Annotated in this window: 14 protein-coding genes and 2 pseudogenes; 14 read left to right on the forward strand and 2 right to left on the reverse strand. The window is 44.3% G+C overall.

What is annotated here, in order from left to right; translation table 11 throughout:
- The first annotated feature begins 24 nt into the window (after nt 1–24).
- The 8 genes from V7K30_RS20160 (at nt 25) to V7K30_RS20195 (ending at nt 14,931) form a co-directional block, all read left to right on the forward strand.
- Complete coding sequence (locus tag V7K30_RS20160; RefSeq protein WP_335002247.1) at nt 25–2,646, forward strand: S-layer family protein; 2,622 nt, start codon at nt 25–27, stop codon at nt 2,644–2,646.
- A 79-nt stretch (nt 2,647–2,725) separates the two neighbouring features.
- Nucleotides 2,726–5,428 carry an S-layer family protein gene (locus tag V7K30_RS20165; protein WP_335002248.1) on the forward strand — a complete coding sequence of 901 codons (2,703 nt, stop codon included), beginning with the start codon at nt 2,726–2,728 and terminating at the stop codon, nt 5,426–5,428.
- A 50-nt stretch (nt 5,429–5,478) separates the two neighbouring features.
- Nucleotides 5,479–6,096, forward strand: coding sequence for a Uma2 family endonuclease (locus V7K30_RS20170; RefSeq protein WP_335002250.1), 618 nt, complete (start codon nt 5,479–5,481; stop codon nt 6,094–6,096).
- A 557-nt stretch (nt 6,097–6,653) separates the two neighbouring features.
- Entirely contained in the window at nt 6,654–6,830 is a 177-nt protein-coding gene (locus V7K30_RS20175) for a hypothetical protein (protein ID WP_335002252.1), read from the forward strand.
- Between the two features lie 80 nt (nt 6,831–6,910).
- On the forward strand, nt 6,911–9,475 hold the full coding sequence (locus V7K30_RS20180; protein WP_335002254.1) for a CHAT domain-containing protein: 2,565 nt from the start codon (nt 6,911–6,913) through the stop codon (nt 9,473–9,475).
- Between the two features lie 191 nt (nt 9,476–9,666).
- A complete protein-coding gene (locus tag V7K30_RS20185) occupies nt 9,667–10,719 on the forward strand; it encodes a DUF928 domain-containing protein (protein ID WP_335002256.1) in 1,053 nt (350 codons plus the stop codon).
- Between the two features lie 40 nt (nt 10,720–10,759).
- A complete protein-coding gene (locus V7K30_RS20190; RefSeq protein WP_335002257.1) occupies nt 10,760–13,633 on the forward strand; it encodes a CHASE2 domain-containing protein in 2,874 nt (957 codons plus the stop codon).
- The gene (locus V7K30_RS20195; protein WP_335002259.1) at nt 13,630–14,931 is read left to right on the forward strand and encodes a hybrid sensor histidine kinase/response regulator; all 1,302 of its coding nucleotides are present in this window, start codon (nt 13,630–13,632) and stop codon (nt 14,929–14,931) included. The genes V7K30_RS20190 and V7K30_RS20195 overlap by 4 nt, the downstream gene beginning before the upstream one ends.
- Nucleotides 14,932–15,261: 330 nt before the next feature.
- Here the strand turns inward: V7K30_RS20195 and V7K30_RS20200 are convergent.
- Nucleotides 15,262–15,543 (reverse strand): annotated as a pseudogene (locus V7K30_RS20200) (DUF2391 family protein); the annotation flags it as partial.
- A gap of 328 nt (nt 15,544–15,871) precedes the next feature.
- Here V7K30_RS20200 and V7K30_RS20205 point away from each other — a divergent pair.
- The gene (locus tag V7K30_RS20205) at nt 15,872–16,054 is read left to right on the forward strand and encodes a CsbD family protein (RefSeq protein ID WP_335002261.1); all 183 of its coding nucleotides are present in this window, start codon (nt 15,872–15,874) and stop codon (nt 16,052–16,054) included.
- A 190-nt stretch (nt 16,055–16,244) separates the two neighbouring features.
- On the opposite strand, the pseudogene V7K30_RS20210 reads toward V7K30_RS20205, so the two are convergent.
- A pseudogene (locus tag V7K30_RS20210) lies at nt 16,245–16,502 on the reverse strand (GlsB/YeaQ/YmgE family stress response membrane protein).
- An 813-nt stretch (nt 16,503–17,315) separates the two neighbouring features.
- Between V7K30_RS20210 and V7K30_RS20215 the strand changes: the two are divergent.
- From V7K30_RS20215 to hpnK, 5 genes are all read left to right on the forward strand, one after another.
- A complete protein-coding gene (locus V7K30_RS20215; protein WP_335002263.1) occupies nt 17,316–19,157 on the forward strand; it encodes an alkaline phosphatase family protein in 1,842 nt (613 codons plus the stop codon).
- 334 nt (nt 19,158–19,491) lie between these two features.
- Complete coding sequence (gene hpnJ, locus V7K30_RS20220) at nt 19,492–20,952, forward strand: hopanoid biosynthesis associated radical SAM protein HpnJ (RefSeq protein ID WP_335002265.1); 1,461 nt, start codon at nt 19,492–19,494, stop codon at nt 20,950–20,952.
- A gap of 810 nt (nt 20,953–21,762) precedes the next feature.
- Nucleotides 21,763–22,074, forward strand: a complete 312-nt coding sequence (locus V7K30_RS20225) for a hypothetical protein (RefSeq protein WP_335002267.1) — start codon at nt 21,763–21,765, stop codon at nt 22,072–22,074.
- A 312-nt stretch (nt 22,075–22,386) separates the two neighbouring features.
- The gene (hpnI, locus tag V7K30_RS20230) at nt 22,387–23,544 is read left to right on the forward strand and encodes a bacteriohopanetetrol glucosamine biosynthesis glycosyltransferase HpnI (protein ID WP_335002269.1); all 1,158 of its coding nucleotides are present in this window, start codon (nt 22,387–22,389) and stop codon (nt 23,542–23,544) included.
- On the forward strand, nt 23,537–24,445 hold the full coding sequence (gene hpnK, locus V7K30_RS20235) for a hopanoid biosynthesis-associated protein HpnK (RefSeq protein ID WP_335002271.1): 909 nt from the start codon (nt 23,537–23,539) through the stop codon (nt 24,443–24,445). Before hpnI ends, hpnK begins: the two co-directional genes overlap by 8 nt.
- Nucleotides 24,446–24,503: the final 58 nt, after the last annotated feature.

Consider the following 24,503-nt stretch of genomic DNA (forward strand, 5'->3'; position numbering starts at 1 on the left):
AGGAAGTTTTTGGTGATCAGAGCGATGTCTAACAACAAGCCCAACTCTTGGAGAGGCTGCGCCAACGGGTTCGGGGGGTCACAATCGACGCCAAGCGCCAAGACTGCGACCCCCTCACCGCGAAGCGTCTACGCTTTTCTATCTACACTCACAATCGGGTTCTTGAGTTCCGCTTTGGTACTACCAGCGATACTCCTTTGGAGTCGCTGCGCGATCGCTCAGGTGACATCGGATGGTACTACCAACACCATTGTCAACCCAAATGGTAATATTTTCACAATTATTAACGGTACTGAAAAAGGTAATAATTTATTTCACAGCTTCAGTAATTTCTCTGTGCCTACAGGTGGTTCAGCGACATTCGATTTAATTAATACGCCAAATATTACAACTATATTTAGTCGAGTAACTGGTGGAAATGTTTCTAATATTGATGGTTTGATTCAGACTCTTAACGGTAATTATCCTGCCAGTTTATTTTTGATAAATCCTAACGGGATTATATTTGGACAAAATGCTTCGTTGAATATTGGTGGTTCGTTTGTGGGGACAACTGCTAATAGTATTAAGTTCGCAGATGGGACGGAATTTAGTGCCACGAATACTAGTGCGACACCGTTGTTGACAATGAGTGTCCCCATTGGCTTGCAAATGGGTAATAATCCAACCCCCATCACAGTTCAAGGTACAGGTCATGCTTTAACATCTGTCAATAGCATCGCCCCCATAACTCAAAACCCCAGTCCCTCAGAACTGAGGGTAAAGCCAGGAAAAACCCTGGCATTGGTAGGAGGCAACTTAAATCTCACCGGAGCAACCTTAAATGCGCCCCAAGGGCGGGTGGAATTGTCAAGTTTAAGCGGAGTCGGAATTGTCAGTTTGAACCCCATCTCCGAAGGTTATCAGTTAGGTTACGAAAGTGGACAAAGTTTTGCAGATATTAACCTCACCCAAGAATCCTTGCTGACTGTAGGAGCATTGGCAAGTTTAGGGGCGTTGAATGCTGGTTCAGTACAGTTGCAGGGAAGGCACATTCAACTCAGCGATGGTTCAATTATATTTTCCCAAAATTTGGGAAATGTCGCTGGGGGTGAAATTTTTTTACAGGCTTCAGAAGGGATTGATATTGTTGGCACAACAGCCAATGCCCAAATTCGTAGTGGTATCCGTTCTGAAGGGTTAAATACCGGTACAGGTTCACCCATCCATATCATCACTCCTAACTTAACACTCTCCCAAGGTGCGGGATTCAACACCAATGCCTTTGGATTGGCTGCCAGTGGCGACATTCAGATTGATGCTGGGACAGTGGAGTTATCTGGTTCCTCTCCCATCAATCCCACAGGAGTAACTGCCCTCACCACGAGTTCCCGAACTACTCAGTCAGCAGGCAATCTCTCCATTAATAGTAATAATCTACTGGTTTCTGGGGGAGCAGCCATCTCTTCACTAACATTGGCCAGTGGTTCTACGGGGCAAGTAACTATTCGCACTAAAAATACTACTGTCACGGGAGATAACCCGGTAGGACTCTATAGCAACATTAGTATAACTACGTTTGGCACGGGAGATACCAAAGACTTGATACTGGATACTGGTAAGTTACAAATTTTGGATGGAGGAACAGTTGGTTCATCCGCATTCTTTGTTGGTAATGGGGGAAATGTCAGCATCAATGCTAGTGAAGCGATCGCAATTAGTGGTGGCAGTCGTAACCATAACAGTAGCATTAACTCGTCTGCCGTCCGTTTAAATCCGCAATTGCGTCAATTCTTTGGTTTGCCAGATATACTGTCGGCAAATGCAGGTAATCTCAGCATCACTACACCAAATCTCATCCTGACGAATGGTGGTACAGTGAGCGTTACTAGTCAAGGTAGTGGTAATGGCGGCATTCTCAACATCACAGCCGATCGCATCCAATTAAAAAATCAAGGCTTAATTCAGGCACAGACAGAATCAGGTAATGGGGGCGACATCCGCTTACGAGTTGGTAACTTGTTGTTTCTGCGCGACAATAGCCAAATCACCTCAACAGCAGGCGGTAATGGAAATGGCGGTAATATTAACATCAATGCACCGATTATTGTCGGATTAAACAACAGCGATATTATTGCCAATGCAGTCCAAGGAAAGGGTGGCAATATTCAAATCACTACTCAGGGAATTATCGGGCTGAAATATCGCCCCCAACTGACTCCCGAAAATGACATCACCGCCAGTTCGCAATTTGGGGTCAACGGTACAGTTCAAGTTAATAACATTGGTGTCGATCCCAATTCTGGCTTAGTCGAACTGCCAGCAAATGTAATTGATCAATCCCAGCAAATTGCCACAGGTTGCGCGAGTAATCAAGGCAGCCAATTTGTGGCAACCGGACGGGGTGGTGTACCGCAAAATCCCCTTCAACAGGTGGGGAGCGATGTCTACGACGGGCTACGCCTACGCACTTGGTCTGATGTCCGCAATCTGACTGCATACCGTCATACTGGCACAGTTACGGCACAAATCCCCGAATCTCCAACGGTTCTTGTCGAAGCCACTGGTTGGCGACGTAACGCCCAAGGCAAAATTGAGTTATTTGCCGATCAATCTCCTACTCAGGTGCAGCAACCATTAACCTGTGCGGCTGTTCCTCAAAGTTAACGACTCTTAACATTAATAATGTTACCAATCATACCATTGAGGGAATTATCAGTACATAAGATAAAATCGAGATAGGATAATGAAAGCAACTTCTGCTTGGTGTGGTTTAATTGGCGGAATGTTAACATTTGCCATTTGCAGCAGTTTTGCAAACGCTCAAGTTGCTCCTGACGGTACTCTCAACACCACCGTCTCCCAAAGTGGCAATGATTTCACCATCACTAACGGGAATCGCGTTGGAAATAATTTATTTCACAGCTTCAGCCAATTTTCTGTTCCCAGCAACGGCTCTGCATTCTTCAATAACGCTTCAGATATACAAAATATTTTTAGTCGTGTGACTGGTGGTAGTGTTTCCAACATTGATGGTTTAATCAAAGCCAATGGTAGCGCCAATTTATTTTTGCTCAATCCCAGTGGGATTATCTTTGGACAAAATGCCTCCTTGAATATTGGCGGATCATTTGTGGGGACAACGGCGAATAATATCAAATTTGCTGATGGGGTTGAATTTAGTGCAACTAATCCCAGTGCGACACCATTGTTGACAATGAGTGTGCCGATCGGTTTACAACTGGGAGCCAATGCTGGCTCAATCCAAGTTCAAGGGGCGCAGCTACCTAATTCAGCCTCAGGGTTACAAGTCAAAACCGGGCAAACGCTGGCGTTGGTCGGCGGACAAATCGACATGTTCGGGGCAAACCTCAGTGCCGCCGATGGACGCATCGAATTATGGGCATTGCAGAATGGGGAAATTGCCATTAATAATCAAGCTGGATGGCAACTCACTTCTGACCCGAATACTGCCAACTGGGGTAATATTTTGCTGCGGCAATCTTCCTCGATTGATGCAGGTGGAATTGATGGCGGAGCCATCAACATCCGGGGGCGAGGTTTAACAGTGCAGGATGGGTCGAATATTAGTTCGACCACTTCGGCTGGACAAGGAAAGGGGATTACCATTCAAACCACGGAATTTGTCGATCTTTTAGGAGACTCTGCTCCAGGACAACTTCCCCTTTCTGGAGTTAACACATCGGTGGGCAAGCAATCTAGTTTTTTTGCACCGCCGGGACCGCCAGGACCGCCAACAACTGGGCAAGCAGGAGATATTACCATTGAAACTCCCCGCTTACAGCTAGCGAATGGGGCTTGGGTGCAATCTACCACATCGGGCAACAATTCCATCGCGGGAGATATTACCATTCGCGCTATCGATGTGGATATGGTCGGATACACAACTCTGGCTCCGGACCTTGCTGTGAGTACGATTGCTAGTTTAATCACCGCTGGAAGCAACAATGTGAGTGGAAAGGTGATTGTTGATGCCCAAAGGGTTCGCCTACTGGATGGTAGTCGAATTAGTAGCAGTTTGTTGGGGGGAAATGGTGTAGGCGGGGAAGTCTCAATTCAAGCTCAGGAAAGTTTAGAGATTCGTGGCATCAACCCTTATGGCATAACCAGTGCTGTTCTCGCGTCTATCGAAGCTGGAGCAACAGGGCAGGGGGGTCGCATCTCAATCGAGGCGGGCAGTCTGGTTTTGGCTAATGGTGGTACAGTTAGCAGTGAATTGGCCGGTACTAAGACATTCTTTTTCTCAATACCAGGGGCCCAGGGTACAGCTGGCGATATTACGATTCGAGCTAGGGATATCCAAGTTAGCGATCCATTAATCGATGGCTTTAGTGGAGGCATCGCTGGCATCACGGCTGCTCTGGACAATGGGGCGGTGGGAGTGGGAGGAAACATCAATTTGACGGCCGACAACTTGCGTGTGTTCAATGGTGGACAGATTATTTCTTCCAGTCAGGGTCAGGGAAATGCAGGGAATATTAATTTACAGGTTAAAAACATTCATGTGCAGGGTATGTCTCAACCCTTAAGGAATGGTCAGATTCTACCCAGTGCGATCGCCGCATCTTCTACAACTAACTTTGATGCTGGAACTGTAAATATTACATCTGATACCGTGCGCGTTCGAGATGGAGCGGAAATTACTGTGAGTAATACTGGAACAGGTAACGCAGGCAACCTGAATGTTACAGCTAAAAATATTTTCCTTGACAATGGGGCAAGTTTAAGTTCTGAGGTAAATGGAGGTAGTCAAGGTAACATTTACCTCAAAGCGAGTGATGTTCTGCTACTACGAAACGGCAGTAATATCACTACCAATGCCCGTGGTGCCTCCACAGGAGGAAATATTAATATTAGTGCTGGGGCAATTGTGGCAGTCCCTGAGGAAAACAGCGATATTGTCGCTAATGCAGTGTTAGGAAGTGGTGGAAACATCCAGATTTTCACTCCAGGTATCTTCGGGTTAAAGTTCCGTCCTCAAACCACATCCCAAAGTGATATTACAGCCAGTTCTGAATTCGGGGTCAATGGTACGGTTCAAATTAATAATATTGGTGTTGATCCAAATTCTGGATTAGTAGAATTATCAGCAAATGTCACTGATCCATCGCAGCAAATAGCCAGTGGTTGTTCTGCAAATCAAGGTAGTCGATTTGTAGCAACGGGACGGGGTGGTGTGCCGCCAAATCCCCTTCAACAAGTGGGGAGCGATGTCTACGACGGGCTACGCCTACGCACCTGGGCTGATATCCGCAATCTGACTGCATACCGCAAAACTGGTGAGGTGACAGCCCAAATTCCCCCATCCCCAGAAGTTCTTGTCCAAGCTACTTCTTGGCATCGTAATGCTGACGGCAAAGTTGAGTTAATTGCGGCTCAACCAGCCCATGTCCAACCATCTTTAACCTGTGCTGCGGTGCTAAACTAATCAGTGCCGACGCTAGAAATGGTAAAGTCAAAACAAGCGGAGGTTTTGATATGGCTCAAGCTTTACCCAAACTATTTACCTTTGAAGAATTTATCGAATGGCTGCCGGAAAACACTCTTAAGCGTTACGAATTACACGATGGGATAATTGTTGAAATGTCTCAGCCGAGTGGAAAACATGAAAAAGTTACAGGATTTTTAGCAGGGGAAATTAGTGTTGAGTATAAGCGCTTAAAACTGCCATACTTTATCCCCAAAACAGCATTAGTAAAACCGCCGAGAAAATCATCTGGTTACTCTCCAGATGTGGTTTTAATCAATGATGCTAATTTGCAGAATGAGGAATTCTGGGAAAAAGAATCTACCGTGACTCAAAGTGAATCCATTCCTTTGGTTATTGAGGTTGTAAGTACAAACTGGGAAGATGATTATTACACCAAATTAGGTAATTACGAAGTAATGAAGATTCCCGAATATTGGATCGTTGATTATGCAGCTTTGGGAGCAAGAAAGTTTATCGGTAATCCTAAACAGCCAACCATTTCTATTTATCATCTAGTTGATGAAGAATATCAAATCGCTCAATTTAGGAATTTTGAATATATTATATCCCCGACTTTTCCAGATTTGAAACTGACTGCTAATCAGATTTTGAATGGTGCTTTGTAGAACCTTTTTCTATTTAGGACTTACGCATCAAATCCGAAATGTCGGGGCAATACCCTGCGGGGAGCCGCTTCTCTACGAGACGCTCCGCGAATGCGTCTACATGAATTGCCCCGACGGTAAATCAAGGCTTTCACTGCCTTTTTGAGTAATATCATGTCTGTCAAATTACCCATAATAAAAGAACCCCACCCCCAACCCCTAAGAGCTATTCGGGAGGGGAAACAAAGCACAGCTTTGGCGGGGTGGGGTTCTTGGGGTTTAATAAGTAATCAAGCGGACATCATATAGGACTCATATTTGATTTTTGAAAAAACTCAGTACAACTCAAAGAGGCTTCTTCCCTACTCCCCACTCCCTACTCCCTACTCCCAGCCTACGCAAATAATTTCAGAAATCAAATCGGATTGCTATATAAGTCCTGCTATTATCTACACTCCAGAGAACTCTCGATAATATGCTGATAGCTGCTAATTATTTTGATTCCAGGCAATGGGTGTTACCAACACGACTATTTTGGGAATCCTAAGACTATCAGTTAAAGATAAGTATTTAATGCTATGAGATCGATCGCTTTTCTATCTGCACTTACAGCACAAATACCTGAATTACCAGAGGTTCTTGTGCAGGCTACAAGCTGGCATCACAACGCTAAGGGCAAAGTTGAGTTAATTGCAGTCCAATCTCGTACAAATATACAGCCGCAGTTAACTTGTGCAGCACTTGTGAGGAATTAGTTGCTCAGAACTTTGCAATCGAGTAAATCACGATCGCAATTATTTTACTAAACAAACTTTTAAACCATGAGTAACTATCTATGATTTTCCAAATTAAACAACGTCGTTGGCTATATATTAGTCTGAGTATTTTGAGCTTGTGTTTGCTAGTAATCATCATACCTGCTAGAGCATCTCTGCAAGTACCAACAACTTCTACCCTGAATGTGTCCATTTCCCAGCCTAACAATTGGCTAGAACAGGGACGGAACCTTTACCAATCAGGGCGCTTTACAGAAGCTGTAACAGCTTGGCAAACGGCAGCACAACAGTACCATACCCAAGGCGATCGCCTTAACGAAGCTCTCAGCTTGAGTTATCTTTCACTGGCACAACAGGAACTTAATCAATGGCAAGCAGGCCAACAATCTATTGAGCAAAGTCTGAAACTATTGCAAACAGGTAAACCTTCTGCTGATGCCATTCTTTGGGCACAAGCACTCAATACCCAAGCAAGTTTGCAATTGCACACTGGTAAAGCTGAAACCGCCCTCGAAAGTTGGCAACAAGCTGAAAAATTTTATGAGCAAGCAGGCGACAAAATGGGAAGCTTGGGTAGTCAAATCAACCAGGCACAAGCTTTACAAACTTTAGGATTTTACCGCCGTTCCAAACAACAGTTAGAGGTGCTGACTCAAAAACTCCAAGGGATGCCGGATAATGAAATCAAAGTCAGTGGATTGCGATCGCTTGCTTTAGCCTTGGAAATGATTGGCGACTCTGGCAACAGTCAACAGATATTAGAGCAAAGTTTAGCGATCGCTAGCAAAATTGCAGCCAAACCCCAGTTGAGTTCTATCCTGATCAGCTTGGGCCAAACTGCCGTTGACTTGCAAGATCCAAATGCGGCATTTGATTACTTTGAACAGGCTCAACTCTTAGCCACTAACCCAGGCGATCAGTTACAAGCGCGTTTAGCTCAGTTTAAACTTTTCCTCGATTACGACAAACCTGAGTTGGCTACCCCACTTGCACCTCAACTACTCCAACAACTTCGGGAACTGCCCCCCAGTCACATCTCCCTCTACGCAGCGATCAATTTTGTTGGCATCCTCACCCTCAATCGCCAGTCAAATCCTGACCAAATCGTACCGCTCAAAGATTTGGCGCAACTGATGGCAGTCACAGTCAAGTCTGCACAGCAGATTAAAGATGCTCAATCAGAAGCTTATGCACTACATCAGTGGGCAAAACTCTATCGTCGTACACAGCAGATATCTGAAGCACAGGAATTAGCTCAGAAATCTCTCGATATTGCCCGTCAACTCCAAGCTAACGATATCATTGCTCAATCTGCTTGGCAGGTGGGACAGTTGTATAAACAACAGGGCGATCGCTCCAAAGCTATTACTGTGTATACAGAAGCCGTCAATGCCTTAAAAGCATTGCGGGGGGATTTGGTGGCGATTAACCCTGATATCCAGTTCTCTTTTCGCAGCAGTGTGGAGCCTGTCTACCGGGAACTGGTTGATTTACTTCTAGAAAATCAACCGAGTCAAGCAGAACTGATCCAAGCTCGTGAATTGATTGAGGCACTGCAAATTGCCGAACTCGATAACTTTTTTCGGGAAGCCTGTTTAGATAGAACTCAACAGATTGATCAGGTTGATCCCACTGCAACTATCCTTTATCCGATCATCCTGCCAGATCGTTTCACAGTAATCCTCTCGAAAGCAGGGCAACCACTGCGTTCCTATGTGACTCACAAATCTCAAGCTGAAATTGAGCAGACTTTAGACAACTTTTTGACTGCTCTTAACCCTGTCTCAGATTCCAAAGACCGCGATCGATTCTCCCAACAGATTTATAATTGGTTGATTCGTCCAGCCGAAGCAGATCAAGCATTCATTGATACTAAGACATTGGTGTTTGTTTTGGATGGTCGATTGCGGAACATTCCCATAGCAGCTTTATATGACGGTAAGCAATATCTGATCGAGAAGTATGCTGTGGCGCTCTCACCAGGATTGCAACTGATGGCCACGCGATCGCTTAATCAAAATCATCTCAGTGCGATCGTGGGTGGCATTAGCGAAGCTCGTGCTGGCTTTAGTGCTTTACCCGCAGTGGAATCAGAAATCAAACAAATCTCCAAGGCGATACCGTCCTCTGAGTTGCTGAACCAGCAATTCACCAGTCAAGCCCTTGCTGAACGGGTGAAATCCAGTAGTGCAAGTATTGTCCACCTAGCAACCCACGGACAGTTTAGTTCTCGCCTGGAAGATACCTTCTTGCTGACTTGGGATGGGCAAATGAACGTTAAGGAGTTATCTGAACTCCTGAAAAATCGGGGTAGCGATCCCTCGAAAGCCATCGAGTTGCTGGTACTAAGTGCTTGCGATACAGCAGCCGGAGACGATCGCGCCGTCCTTGGATTGGCGGGTTTGGCTGTCAAATCCGGCGCTCGCTCAACGATCGCCACTCTATGGCCTGTTAAAGATCAGGTAGCCGCGATCCTCATGACTCGCTTCTATAACCAACTGCGACAACCCAAAATCACTAAAGCTGAAGCACTAAGACAAGCACAAATTAGCCTAATTCGCCAAACTGATTTTCACGATCCGTTCTTTTGGTCTGGCTTTGTTTTGATCGGTAACTGGATTTAGCTACGTAAAAAGACGTACTTAGTTCTAGATAAATCATGCTGTTTTTTTACAATATTCCCGCTAAATCCCGCCTATACTACTAGTATAAGTTCCCTGATTTGACTGTTGCCTGGACTTATTCTCTGAGCTTCTGGCCAGAGTCAAAAGAAACGTCTTTTGTATCAGATTTCAATTAGATTAGGTCAGACATCATGAAACGTCGATATTTAGCTACTGCATTTAGCATCATCGCTCTGATCACTAGCAGTGCCTGGACTAGTGCCGATGCTGTTACATTTACCCCGCCGACCAACAGTGGCTCTCCTAGTCAAGCAACGGGAGGAGCTTCTCGCGGTAGTATGTTTACACCTAGTGCCGGGAAAGGTGCGCCCAGACAAGCAACTGGAGGAGCTTCTCGCGGTAGTATGTTTACTCCTAGTGCCGGGAAAGGTGCGCCCAGACAAGCAACTGGAGGAGCTTCTCGCGGCAACCTCTTTACACCTGCTGCTGGGAAGGGTACGCCTCAACAAGCAACTGGAGGAGCTTCTCGCGGCGACCTCTTTACACCTGCTGCTGGGAAGGGTACGCCTCAACAGGCAACGGGAGGAGCTTCTCGCGGCGACCTCTTTACACCTGCTGCTGGGAAGGGTACGCCTCAACAAGCAAGTGGGGGTGCTTCTCGCGTGGGTACTTACTACTTAAATCCATCGAGTGTAAGTACAACACAACCAGCAGCACTAATCGCCCTCTTGCCCCAAAACTTTTATGGCACAACAGTGTCTGAACGTCCCACAATTCTGGTGTATCTCCCGGCTTCCAATGCCCAAGAAGCCGTATTCAGCCTCAAGGATGAAGCTGGCAATATGCAACATCAGATGAAAATCCCAGTTCCAGGAAAAACTGGGGTAATTGCGATCAAGTTACCAGCCAATGCACCTGCTTTAACAGTTGGCAAAAACTATCAATGGTTCCTAGCAGTGAAAGTAGATGGAGAACTTAGTCCGAGTACGCCTTACGTCGATGGTTGGGTTAAGCGCATCCAGCCCAGCCCTGAGTTGGCAACAGCAATGCAAGAGCAAGATCCTCTGAAGCGGGCTACTATTTTGGGTAAAAATGGTGTTTGGTATGACTGTGTGGCAACACTTGCAACGGTATATACCGCCCAACCTAACAATGCAACCCTCCGCAAACAATGGGAAGAACTTCTGTCCTCAGTGAGTTTGAAGGAGATTGTAACAGCGAACTTATTAGCATCTACTAACTAATGTCAGGTTAATCCTAGTCAACGTTGACAGAGATAACTGTATGGCAAAAATATGTGGGTGGCGCAGATTCCAGGCTTTTATCCAACGCACTCGTAGCGTTTTGATTATTACTCCCAGCGTTGCCTTGACGGTTATGGTTGGGCAATCGTTGGGACTTTTCAATTTACCAGAATGGAAAATTCGTGACGAATGGGTTCGTCAGCGATGCCAAGGGCGGGCTACGCCAACGTCCCAGACGATCGCTAATGAGATTGTGATTGTCACAATCGATGAGCGCGATATCCAATCGGTGCAGAAATGGCCAATTCCAGACTGGGCGCTGGCACAATTATTAGAAAAAATCCGGGCGCAGGAGCCTAGAGCCATCGGATTGGATCTCTATCGAGATTTACCAGAAGGAAACGGACATGAGCAACTTGTTCAAGTCTTCCGCAACACTCCTAATTTAATCGGAGTTGAGAAAATTACCGGTGAACGCGTCAATCCCCCACCGGAATTGAAAAAAAAGGATCAGGTAGGATTAGCAGATTTAGTGTTGGATGGCGATCGCTTTGTGCGTCGTGCGCTCCTGACAGCTGAAGATGCTAAAGAGCAAAATACCATTAAAGCCGGACTAGCAACCCTTGTAGCCCTTAAGTACCTGGAAGCTGAGAAAATTAGCTTAGAAAGCATTGACCCCAAGCAGCAAAAGTTTCAGTTGGGCAAGGAAATTTACCTGCCACTGCAAAATCAAGAAGCAGGTTATACTGATGCCGATTTAGGAGGCTATCAAATTCTGCTCAATTGGTATGGAACGGATGCTGCATTTCGGACAGTTGCCATGCGCGATGTCTTAGCAGGGAGAATTCCGGCAGATTTGATGCGCGATCGCATGGTATTTATTGGTTCAATCGCCTCCAGTACCAATGATTTCTTCAGCACACCCTTCTCTTCTTGGGTATCTGCTCAAAAACCGACTCCAGGTGTGGTTGTTCATGCCAATATTGCTCATCAACTAGTACAAGGGGCAAAAACCGGAAAATCCAGCCTACACGGTGTTTCTGGCATTTCTCTATCACTCTGGATTGTTTTTTGGTCTATTATCGGTTCTGGGGGTAGTTGGTGGTTAGCTAGTGCGCGTACCGGGCGACGGATTCCCGGCGGCAAAATTCTTTGGGCAACTGTAGGCATCAGTGGAGCCTGTGTATGGGGTGGCTATGGGATGTTTTTGTATGGTGTTTTAATTCCGGTAACACCCGCCTTAGCCGCGTTTATTGCTAGTGTGATTGCGACAACGAACGCCTATAAACAGCAGAAGTTAGAAGAAATAAATCGCCAACTGGAAATTGCCAACAGTCAACTATTAGATTATTCCAAAACCCTGGAGACAAAAGTCGAAGAACGAACTCATGAATTGGTTCAAGCAAAGCTTGCTGCCGATGCTGCCAATCAAGCCAAGAGTGAATTTCTCGCCAATATGAGCCACGAATTACGCACACCTCTCAATGGCATCCTTGGTTTTGCCCAAGTACTAGAACAATCGCCAAACATGACAGCTAAAAACCTGGAAGGAGTCGGCATTATCTACCAATGCGGATCACACCTGTTGATGCTGATCAATGACATTCTCGATCTCTCGAAAATAGAAGCGAGAAAATTGGATTTGGTTTTAACCAATGTGCATCTGCCCAATTTCTTACATGGTGTGACTGAGATTTGTGGTATCCGGGCCAAACAGAAAGGGATTGGATTTAATATCTTAATTAGCGATCGCCTACCACTTGTGATTGAAGTCGATGAAAAACGGCTGCGGCAAGTGTTGATTAACTTGCTGGGCAACGCGATCAAATTTACAGATAGCGGTGGCGTAACGTTCAAAGTAGAAGTCATTAGTCATTCGTCACTTGTACTGAGCGAAGCCGAAGTATTGGTCATTGGTCAAGAGTCTAAACAAATGACACATCAGAAGATTCGTTTTCAGATTGAAGATACAGGTATTGGGATGTCACAAGACCAACTTGAAAAAATCTTTTTGCCCTTTGAGCAAGTGGGTGAAGCAAAACAGCGATCTGAAGGTACTGGCTTGGGATTGGCGATTAGCCACAGAATTGCGGCATTGATGGAGAGCCAAATTCAGGTGCAGAGTCACCTGGGCGAAGGAAGTCTGTTTTGGCTAGATTTGACAGTAGCAGTCCCACTTGTTCATGACTGGCATGGAGGTGCGATGTCTACGACGGGCGTAGATGCAGCCCCAATTCCCCAGAAAATTACCGGGGTTCGGGGTAGTGCGCCTCAGATTCTCATTGTCGATGACGATCGCAACCACCGTTCTATGTTGACCAGTCTGCTGCAAGAAATTGGTTGTCGAACTCTGGAAGCGATCGATGGCAAAGATGGTCTACAGGTGGCAACTGAACACAATCCAGATGTGATTCTGCTCGATTTATCTATGCCCAATATGGATGGTTTTGAGCTAATGGTTCACCTGCAAGGGAATCCGCAAACCCATTCTATTCCCATTATCGTCTCTAGTGCCAACGTCTCTGAGTCAAATCGCCATCGGAGTGTAGAGGCAGGGGCAACAGTATTCCTGCCCAAACCCCTCCAGATCGAGGAACTACTCAATAAACTGCGATCGCTGTTGAAAGTAGAGTGGATATATGCTCAATCTTCGCCTCAGCAGCCGTCTCCCAAAGGTGAGCAGGTAACTCGTAGTGAATGGGTTCTACCATCCCAGGATGTTTTACAACAACTCTATCATCTGGCAATGATGGGGGATATCTCGGCGATCGAGGGAATGTTAGGAGAGCTAATTGAGCAAAACAGTCAGCTAGCTCCCTTCGGGGCAGAGTTGAGCAAACTCACTGCCAGTTTCCAAACCGGAAAAATCCGTAAGTTCCTCAAATCATTTGTCACAACGGAGTTAAGTCCATGATTACTGTTCCTCTCTCCAAACCCATATATATTTTGTTGGTGGATGACAATCCTAATAATCTCAAGGTGCTATATGAAGCGATTCAGGGGTGTGGCTGGAAAGCGCTCATGGCAACAGATGGAGAGTCAGCGATCGAACAAACAGAATATGCCCGTCCCGATCTCATTCTCTTGGATGTGATGATGGCAGGTATTGATGGATTTGAAACTTGTCGCCGGCTGAAAACTAATCCTATAACTCAGAATATTCCGGTAATTTTCATGACTGCCCTCTCCGATTCTACAGACAAGGTGGCGGGACTGGAAATAGGTGCAGTTGACTACATTACCAAACCCTTCCAACAGGAAGAAGTCATTGCTCGTTTAAAGTTACACCTGAAAATTTCCCTTCTCACCCGCACATTAGAAGAACGTGTGCAAGAGCGCACCGCAGAATTAACTGAATCTTTACAGCAGTTACAACAAACCCAATTACAACTGATCCAGAGTGAGAAAATGTCCACTATCGGGCAGATGGTTGCAGGTATTGGTCATGAGATTAATAATCCGGTTGGTTTTGTGAGCGGAAATTTATCCTATATTGAAGAATATGTGAATGATCTGTTTCGGCTGGTGAGTCTCCAACAGCAGAAGCTACCGCAGCCAGATCCGGAAATTCAAGAGCTTCTTGAAGAAATCGACTTGGAATATCTGGTAGAGGATCTGCCGAAACTAATGGCATCAATGCACCAGGGAATTACCCGTCTTAAAGATATCAGCCTCTCTCTGAGAACTTTTGCTCGCACAGACATTTCATCTCAAGTGGAGTTTCAGATTCACGAAGGAATCGATAGCGCCTTAATGCTGTTGAAACATCGACTCAAAGGCAACGGCGATCGCCCTAAAATTGAAGTTGTAACACAATACGGTGATTTACCTGCAATCAGTTGCTATCCCGGACAACTAAACCAGGTGTTCATGAATATCATCGCCAATGCCATTGATGAATTTGATCAACTCAATCAAAACCACTCTGATCAAAAGATTGCTGTTTGCCCGAACATGATCACCATTACTACATCAGTTGAATCTCAGCAACAAACCGTCACAATATGCATCCAAGATAACGGCCCCGGTATGCTTGCTGAGGTGCAATCTCGAATTTTTGAGCCATCTTTCACAACCAAGGCTGTGGGCAAGGGAACCGGGCTGGGATTAGCTATAAGCTACCAAATTATTGTCGATAAACACAATGGACAAGTCAACTGCTTGTCAATGCCTGGTGAGGGGACAAAGTTTATTATTACTCTGCCGATGTAATATGGGAGCAATGCGATTTTGTGAGGTTCTGCAAAAAAGGTGCGACGCCGTTCGCGTAGCGTCTTGTAGAGAAGGCGGGCTACGCCTACGCCAAATCTTTTTATCAGTAATAAAAATATATTTATACTAATTAAATAGTATTTCTACTGGATGAAAGAGGATTTGGGTCACAACGAGTTTAGCGTGCAAGCTTTTCAAGCATTGATAATCTTAAAACGCGCATCCTTGATTTTATCGACTACTTTAATCGCACTATGGCAAAACTATTTAAATGGACTTATAAGGGCAAGGTTTTGGCTGTTTAATGGATACTTAATTTCCGCCGTGCTGTACTAGTCCGATCGCGATCGCTTCTACGGCATCCATTGCGACTTGATGAGCTAGCCAGCTATATCTGCGTTTCCGAAACCCTTCTATCTGATTGAGCAAGTAAACCACAATAAACATGAATGCGATCGCCATCATCATCAGTTGTGGTTTTGCCAGTGATCCAATCCACCACACCTCCATTGTATACAGCAAGGGTATGCCAAATAAAAAACCTCCACAAGCACCCCGAATGATGTCATTAATCTCACTCTTCCATACATTTTTTTGACGTTTTGTTGCCACTCCTTTACTTTCCTTTTGTTGAAAATTTGCTTTTACTTATACCAATTCTCTATGAAGATGCATATAGCAGTCCTAAATCATTCATGAAAAGTTAGATCCCCGACAACTTTTACGAAGTCGCGGATCTGGACACCGGGAATTTTCACAAATCAAATAGGATTGCTATATATTCACATTTTTTACGTTGCGTGCTTTTGTAGCAACCCGGATCTATCTTAAGATAATATAATCAACCAAATTATTCTATCGTTTGATGGAAGTAAAAAACAATCCGCTATTGTTAGTTTATGTAATAGCTGAATCAACCATAAGCTAGGAAATAAAAACCATGACTGCCGAAAAAAGAATAGAAGCTACTGCAAAAAATATTGAAGGAAAAATTCAAGAGGTTGTGGGCGAAATAACCGGGAATCCACAAGAGAAAGCTGAAGGACAAGCAAAGCAAGCTGAAGCCCAAGTTGCTCACACTGTAGAAAACATTAAAGATGAACTTAAGAAAGCTGTAGACTAATTTAGCTTGGACAGTGAAAATAGCAATATTAGCGATGATTCATTACTAATAGTCGAATATAAATTACTCCACTAACTTTTAGGAAGTGGAGTAATTTATATTTACGTAAAATCTGAAAGGATGAATTACTAATAAACTGACTCTAAGCATGATTTTTTTAGCAACTTAATTCAACTAATAACTGGCTCGATTAAGTGGCACGATTAGCCAATAAGTTCCAGAGGAAGATGGCAATCATTGCGCCAATTACAGCAACAATTATACCGGTGATACTGAGATTTACAGCAGTTAACTGAGATTTTTCTGTCATTAAATGAGTAACTTAAATTCCTCCGATTACAGCACCGACCATACCTAAAACGAAAACCATAGTTGAAGCAATTCCACCACGCTCACGAACGGGATTAATAGCTTTCGCTATGGCTCCAGCAATTAAACCCAGAATTATTCAAGCAATAATGGTTAGCATAATTTTATCCATCAAAAAACTTAATAACTAGCTTATAAATTAGAATAGTGTTTTCCGTCTACCCGAAGGTATAAGTATTAAACTTCAATAAAAATTAATCCCCTTTCTAGCAATTAGATTGCACCTTGTTTTGTAAGTCTCGACTACACGGCTACAGACGCGCTAGTGGTTTCCTTTGAAGTCCGTTTAAGACTGTGTTGAGTCATCTGCCATAAGAAAGTAAATTGCAGTCACACCAGAAAAACTTTCCTGTATTCTGACTCCAGAAGGACTGAATTCTGTTTCAATAAACATACTGTGCAAAAGCTTAACTACTTATTAAATTTTTTATAACTCTTCCTTAACCTTACAGAAATAGATTATTCCAATTGCTACATTTAAAAATAAATGAAGACACTCTTAAACACGTGTATGCCTTGGATTCCTGGGGCAAACACCAGCAAGTTTTGCGTCTTAAATCTAATATGACTTCATAGGGTGGGCAGTGCCAGCCTTTCCAAGGCAAACAAATGAACTATTAAATCACTGGCTGAAACCCTCTCCTTGCAGAGGCTGTGAAACTAAGGCTTGAGACTATCGATGGCCATTAGGGCGATTACAACATCAAAGACAATCAAAATATGGTATCTTTGATTAAGCATTTTGTACCAGAAAATCTCGTAAAGACTATAGCCCAAGAATTAATCCAGAGTCCAAGAATATAGTACAAATGAATGCATTGAAAGGGCTGGCACTGCCCACCTCACGGGGTTTCAATGTTCACTTGAACTTAAATTCCACTAGGACTAGTTAATGATATTTAACCGTTTCAAACTGGCACTTGCCCTCACGATGGTTTGTGGTGTTTCTGCTTCTATAGCAATTCCTAACCGGACTGCGATCGCAGCTATTGCCCCTGGAGCATATCAGCATGTGCTAATTCTATCTGTAGATGGCTTGCGTAGTGCAGATATTCTAGACCCAGGACTGCAACGCTACTTAACCAACATCAATAGCCTCCGTTCAGTGGGGGTAACTTACCCTAACGCCTTGACTACTAGCCCATCCGACTCTTTCCCAGGAACTCTGTCCTACCTCACTGGTGCAGGTCCTGCGACCACTGGCGTTTACTACGATGATACCTATGCTCGCAACTTGACTGCACCGATCGCTGAAGGTGGTAATATTAACAGCCCCTTGGGAACTGAAGCAACCTACTTTGAATTGCTCGATTATTCCATTCCTGCCGATCCCAGCCATCCAGATCCGAACAATGTCATTTGGAGACTTGATGGTGGTGGTTATATCAGCGGCGACCCGACCAAAGGCTTTGTGCGAGGGGACTATGGCTTGGGGAGCATCGACAAAACTCGGTTGCCCCAAAATTGCTCTAGCGGCAGATGTAAACCAGTTTATCCTTGGCAATATCTCAATCCCGACATCAATACGATTTTCAATGTGGCTCATAACGCTGGGCTGTACACTGCCTTTTCTGATAAACACGCAGGTGCCTACAATGTCGTTCAAGGACGTGGTGGCGACTCGATTAACGACTACTACTCCCCTGAGATCAATGCAAGTGTCATCTTCGATAGAAACGGCTTGTTGACAGATGCTATTTCCTTTGACGCAAATCACAAGCCCGTAATCGCTCCAAACGCTCATGTCGTCACAGATAACACAACCTATACCAAGGCTTACGACGACTTGAAAGTTAAAGCCATTCTCAATGAAATTGGTGGGCGAAACTCTTTAGGAACTGAAAATGCACCAGTTCCTAACATCTTTGCAATGAACTTTCAAGCTGTAAGCGTTGCTGAAAAGGCACTTGCTGGCGGCATCAACAACAGCGGTAATCCGACTAACAATCCAAATGCGATCGGGGCTACTCCTCCCAAAGGACCGTCTAACGTTTTGACTGATGCTTTGCAGCATACTGATAAGAGTATTGGTCAAATTCTATCAGCGATTCGCTGTAATCCACATCTAGCTAAGAATACCCTGGTGGTTCTGGTCGCTAAACATGGTCAAGACCCCCGAAATGGTGTCGGAACTCTGCTTAAAGATAACCTGATCCCGGATGCCATCGACTTCCACCTTGGAGATCCTAATGCCGTAAGTCAGGCTACTCAGGATGATGTCTCTCTGGTTTGGCTCAAAAATCAAAGCAAGATTAGTGATGTCACTCAATATCTGCGCGGTTTGACAAATCTCCCTCTCTGTACAGGTACTTCATCAGGCTCTACGACTTCAGCACCTATCTGTAATCCTGGCATTGCCAAAGTTTACTCTGGGGCTTTAGCCTATCAGCTTGGTCTGGCTCCCAGCCCTAACCCGGACAACCGCACGCCTGATGTGTTCATCCAGACCCTTCCTGGCTATATCTTTGTTGGTAATCCTTCAAAAGGTAAGAAAATTGCTGAACACGGTGCTTTGTTTACTGAGGATGCGACCAACATCGCTCTAGTCATCGGTGGTGATGGTTTATCAAATCATGTAAAGGGCACAACAGTAAATGATCGGGTTCGTACAACTCAAATTGCTGTAACTGTTTTGAATGCTCTGGGTCTTAATTCCAATCTCTTAACAGGTGTACGGATTGAAGGAACTAAGGCATTGCCTGGAACGAGGATTAAGAGCAATCGAGATGACTAAGCTGTCCCATCACCAGAGCAACTCCTCTACAAAAGTGGACGTGAGACTTTCAATGTAGACAATTGAACCGCGTGGTTCATGCGTCATCAGCGGGGACTGAGGGCAGTGTTGATGGATCTCATAGCAGGGATTGAGATAAAAGATTTCCCCTTGCTACAGTTCAGGCAAGCCGTGGGGAAAGTTCATCGCGGCTTGCCTGAAGTGTGATCTGCGTAAGAAAGTTAGCAGTCGGCTAGATAGGCGGATTTACTCGGAGCAAACTAAATTGTTGTAAATTCAAATAAAATACGTGAGATAGGTAACTATCTTGCTCAAATATTAAGAAGAGATATCAGTGAAGAAAACGCTATTCCTCAATCCTCCTTCTTTCGATGGGTTTGATGGCGGTGCTGGTTCCCGATACCAAGCCAAGCGCGAAATTACATCGTTTTGGTATCCCACATGGCTAGCGCAACCTGCGGCGCTTGTACCTGGTAGCAAACTGGTAGATGCGCCACCACATGGTCAGACTGTGGATGACGTGCTGCAAATCGCTAAAGATTACGAATTAATTATCATGCACACCAGTACACCATCACTAGCTAACGATGTTAATTGTGCTGAAGCTATTAGAGCTACGAATCCAAGTGTACAGATTGGTTTGGTGGGTGCCCATGTAGCAGTCTTACCAGAAGAAACTTTACGGGATAACCAAGTTATTGACTTTGTGTGCCGCAATGAATTTGACTATACCTGTAAAGAACTAGCGGAAGGTAAACCTTGGGAAGAAATTAAAGGACTAAGTTACCGCGATCGCTTTTCACAAATCCGCCACAATGAAGAGCGTCCCTTAATTCATGATTGGGATGCTATGCCTAGTGTCCTGCCAATTTACGCTAAGGATTTAGATATTACTAAGTATTTCATTGGTTATCTCCAACATCCTTATATTTCCTTTTACACTGGACGCGGTTGTCCGGCAAAATGCACCTTTTGTCTTTGGCCACAAACAATTGGTGGTCACCTCTACCGCCACAAAAGCCCGGAGGCTGTAGGACGAGAGATGGCACAAGCCAAAGCCATATTTGGCGACAAGGTGCAGGAATATATGTTTGATGATGACACCTTTACCATTGATAAACATCGAGCGATCGCTATCAGTGAACACATGAAGCAGCTCAAGCTCACTTGGAGTTGTAATGCCCGCGCTAACCTAGATTACGATACCCTTAAACAACTACGCGATAACGGTTTACGCTTGCTTCTAGTTGGGTTTGAATCTGGGAACCAAGATATTCTCAACCGGATTAAAAAGGGAATTAAGTTAGAAGTGGCACGAGAATTTATGAAAAACTGCCACCAACTGGGAATTACTGTCCACGGAACTTTTATCATCGGGTTACCGATTGAAACTCAAGAAACCGTAGAAGAGACGATTCGGTTTGCCTGCGAACTCAGTCCCCATACTATTCAAGTTTCTATCGCCGCACCCTATCCAGGGACGGAACTTTATGAACAAGCCAAAGCTAACGCCTGGTTTACCAACCAACATCTAGTAGCTAACTCTGGCATTCAAACTTCTACGTTGCAATATCCCACCTTTTCCAGTGCGGAAATTGAAGATGCAGTTGAACGAATGTACCGGAAATTTTACTTCCGTCCCAAAGCTATCATCCCCATTGTACGGGAAATGCTAGCTGACCGTCAAATGATGGTGCGTCGCCTACGTGAAGGTGTGGAGTTCTTTTCCTACCTGAAGGAACGCCGAACTCAAGCGATTGCCCACGCGCAATCTAGTCAGGCGGCTGCGGTTTAAATATTGGGGATTGAGAACTGTCTCTTGATGCAGGCTAAGTACCTGTTTAAGAAAAAGTTTGTCAAACTTATTGGTTATCTGTAAACCTTCAAAATCACTCATGGGGGAACAAACTCGCTTCCAAGCCCTTTGCGTTCGCATAGTGTCTCGTAGAGAAGGTTGGCAAACTTATTTGATTACAACCTCTAAAGGCTGTACTGTAAGCAGAACCCGTAGACACGTAGCTGTTTGCCGCAGGCTAGGGTAAGATTTAGTCTAATATTTTATACTTTTCTTTTTCCAATCCCCAATTCCCTATGAACATCCGCGAAATTCTACAATTGCCTCGTCGTTTCGCCATTATTAATGGTGATGATTTCGGCTTTTCTAGGGGTGTGAATTAAGGGATTATTCGGAGTTTATGAGCAAGACATACTAACTAGTACCAGCTTGATGGTAAATGGTGATGCAGCCTCAGAAGCGATCGCTCTAGCACTGACTCACCATCAATTTTGGTATTGACAAAAGGTTTACTATTCGTGCAAGAGGTCTATTTTAGGACTTACGCATTGACAGAAAAGACCAAGTATGGGTGATTTGAAAAACCACATTCATCGTCGGGGCAATTCATGAATTGCCCCGACGACGCTGGTCTACTTACCATCCATGAATTGATTAATAAAAACCTGAAACGGCGTATTTACGTTCATACACAACATGATTATTTTGTACAGTGCGTAAGTCCTATATTTTACCAAAATCTTTTCCAGTTCTTGACAATTGATACCTATTATTGAGTTGCTGACTTCAATTTCAATCTTGCTTTGGATCATGAAAAATTTCACAAAAACTATTCTGTCAACTGTTGTTGTAAGTATTTTGGAATTTAGTAGTTATACACAGGCAACGTATGCAAATCAATTCCCATATAGGCTTTTAACTGCATCGCAGTCTTCCAGCGGTGTCCAAGTTGCAGAAGTTGATAGCCCTCATGATCGTGATAGTAGTCATGAAGATGGGGATAGAGAAGCTAGTGATGTTAGAAAAGTGGCTGTTGCAAAGCCCCATAGAAGAAGCCACGCTAGGTATCAAAAAACCCATTATAAAAAACCTGTTCATGCAAAGAGGCATCACACTAGGTAGCAGCGGTTTATTTTCAATACTAGCCATCATAGCAATACCATCAAAAACATTTATAGCAGGGGGAAAAAGGGTTTGAGCCTTATTTACTTTTCTTCACACAGTTTGATTTTATTGTGCCAACTTACTTATTTTTGATAGTTGCTGTGATGGCTGATTGGTTAAAAAACTAATTTGAAATTGGAATTTTCAAAAAAGTTTTTAAACATTATGTGGGAGTAAGTTTCAGCTTCGTTGAGCTTACCCTTACCTGATTAAGTTATGCAATCATCAGCTTCATATCTAAAAAAATTAGAATTTAAGCTAATTTTTCAGATGACAATCATTAATGTTCTGCTGTTAGTTCTGTGTCTATCGACTGTCTTATTTTATTGTTATGGAATATATGCAGCGATAACCTTTGCCAATCACCCTGATCTCATCGATCCTGAGTTCCATCCGCCTCTTACCATTCTCAAGCCAATTTGTGGGCTAGATAGTTATGCTTACGAAAATTTTGCCTCATTCTGTCAACAAAATTATCCAGAGTATCAGATGATCTTCGGTGTATGCGATCCCGAAGACCCTGTCATAGAAGTTGTCGAGAAAATCATTCAGCAATTTCCAGATGTAGATATTCATCTGGTCGTGAGCGACCGGATCATTGGTGCCAACCTGAAGGTGAGTAATCTAGCAAATGCTGTCACCGCCGCTAAACATGAAATCTTGGTCATAGCTGATAGTGATATTCGAGTCGGGACAGACTATTTACAACGAGTCATTCAACCTCTCAAAGATCATAAAGTTGGTGTTGTCACCTGTATGTATCGTTCTTTAGCACAAGGATGGGTAGCAACCTTAGAGGCGATTGCTACTGCTACAGATTTTCATGCAGGCGTTTTAGTAAGTAATCAACTACAAGGGACAAAATTTGCCTGTGGTTCTACAATTGTTATCGGGAAACTAGTACTCAAAGCAATCGGTGGATTTGAAGCGATTGCTGATTATTTGGCGGACGATTTCCAACTCGGCTACCTACCAGCCCAAATAGGTTACAAGGTTGTGTTATCTAACTATGTAGTTGATCATGTTTTGGGTCCTACCACTTTAGCTGATGCTATTGGGCGTCAAATTCGTTGGGCGCGTTGTATCCGCGTTTCTCGTCCTTGGGGCTATCTGGGATTGCTTTTTACTTTCGGTACAGTTGCTAGTCTACTTTTGTTATTGGCTACAAAAGGATCAATAGCAGGGTGGATGGGGCTAATTATGACTTGGATGATGCGGTTCCTAATCGGCTGGATAGTTGGGGTGAATATTCTTAATGATTTAAATACCAAAAAGTTTTTTTGGGTCATCCCTTTACGCGATTTGATTCAGTTTCCTATTTGGTGTTATGGCTTCCTTGGCAGCACTATTACGTGGCGAGGACAGCGACTAAAGTTGACAAAAGGGGGTAAATTAGTTTCAATTACAACACCAATGCCCAATGCCTAGTAGCCAAGGAATTAACATCTTGCGGCGTCGTTTTGCCATTATCAACGGTGATGACTTCGGCTTCTCTAGCGGCGTCAATCAAGCGATTATTAAAGCACATAAACAAGGTATACTAACCAGTACTAGCCTGATGGTGAGCGGTGATGCAGCCCAGGAGGCGATCGCTTTGGCACATAATCATCCCAATCTAGCTGTTGGCTTACATCTAGTTTTGGTCTGTGGCCGGGCAGTCTTGCCGCCCACCCAAATTCCTCATTTGGTTTCATCAAATGGGAACTTCCCAGATAGCCCCCTCAAAACTGGGTTACGCTACCAATTTCAGAGCGCCGCACGCTCAGAATTGCGGCGAGAAATCCGCGCCCAGTTGATCAAATTCCGCGATTCTGGACTATCTCTTTCTCATGTAGATGGACATTTACACCTACACTCTCATCCCTTCGTACTAAGTATCTTGGTAGAATTGGCACAGGAGTTTAATATTCGAGTTATCCGTCTGCCAAATGAAGAATTGGGGATGAGCCTGAAGCTTGATAGACGTAGGTTACTGACCAAGTTAGTTTGGTCGGGGGTGTTTAGTCTCCTGCGCCGCTATGGTGAGACTCTGCTCACATCTCAAAATATTAATTACGCTAACCGCGTCTACGGGTTATTGGCAACTGGCAGTATGACTGAGGAATATTTGCTCGGTCTCATACCCCAGATTGAGGCAGACTTAGTGGAGATTTATTTCCATCCCGCAGTACCTGCTCCTGGTGAACCATTCAATGGTTCACCAGGAGCAGGTACAGTAGAACTCGCTGCTTTGTTGAGCGAAAAAGTCCGTCAAACACTTACGGCTAATGGCTTTGAATTAACTAATTATGTTAGAATAGTCACAAATTCATTTAGTAAACCATCGTGACTATGAGTGGTAAAAGGGTCACGGCAATTCGCAATTCTACCCCACGCACCCCTCTTCC

Source organism: Nostoc sp. (assembly GCF_036917655.1).
Lineage (GTDB): Bacteria > Cyanobacteriota > Cyanobacteriia > Cyanobacteriales > Nostocaceae > Nostoc.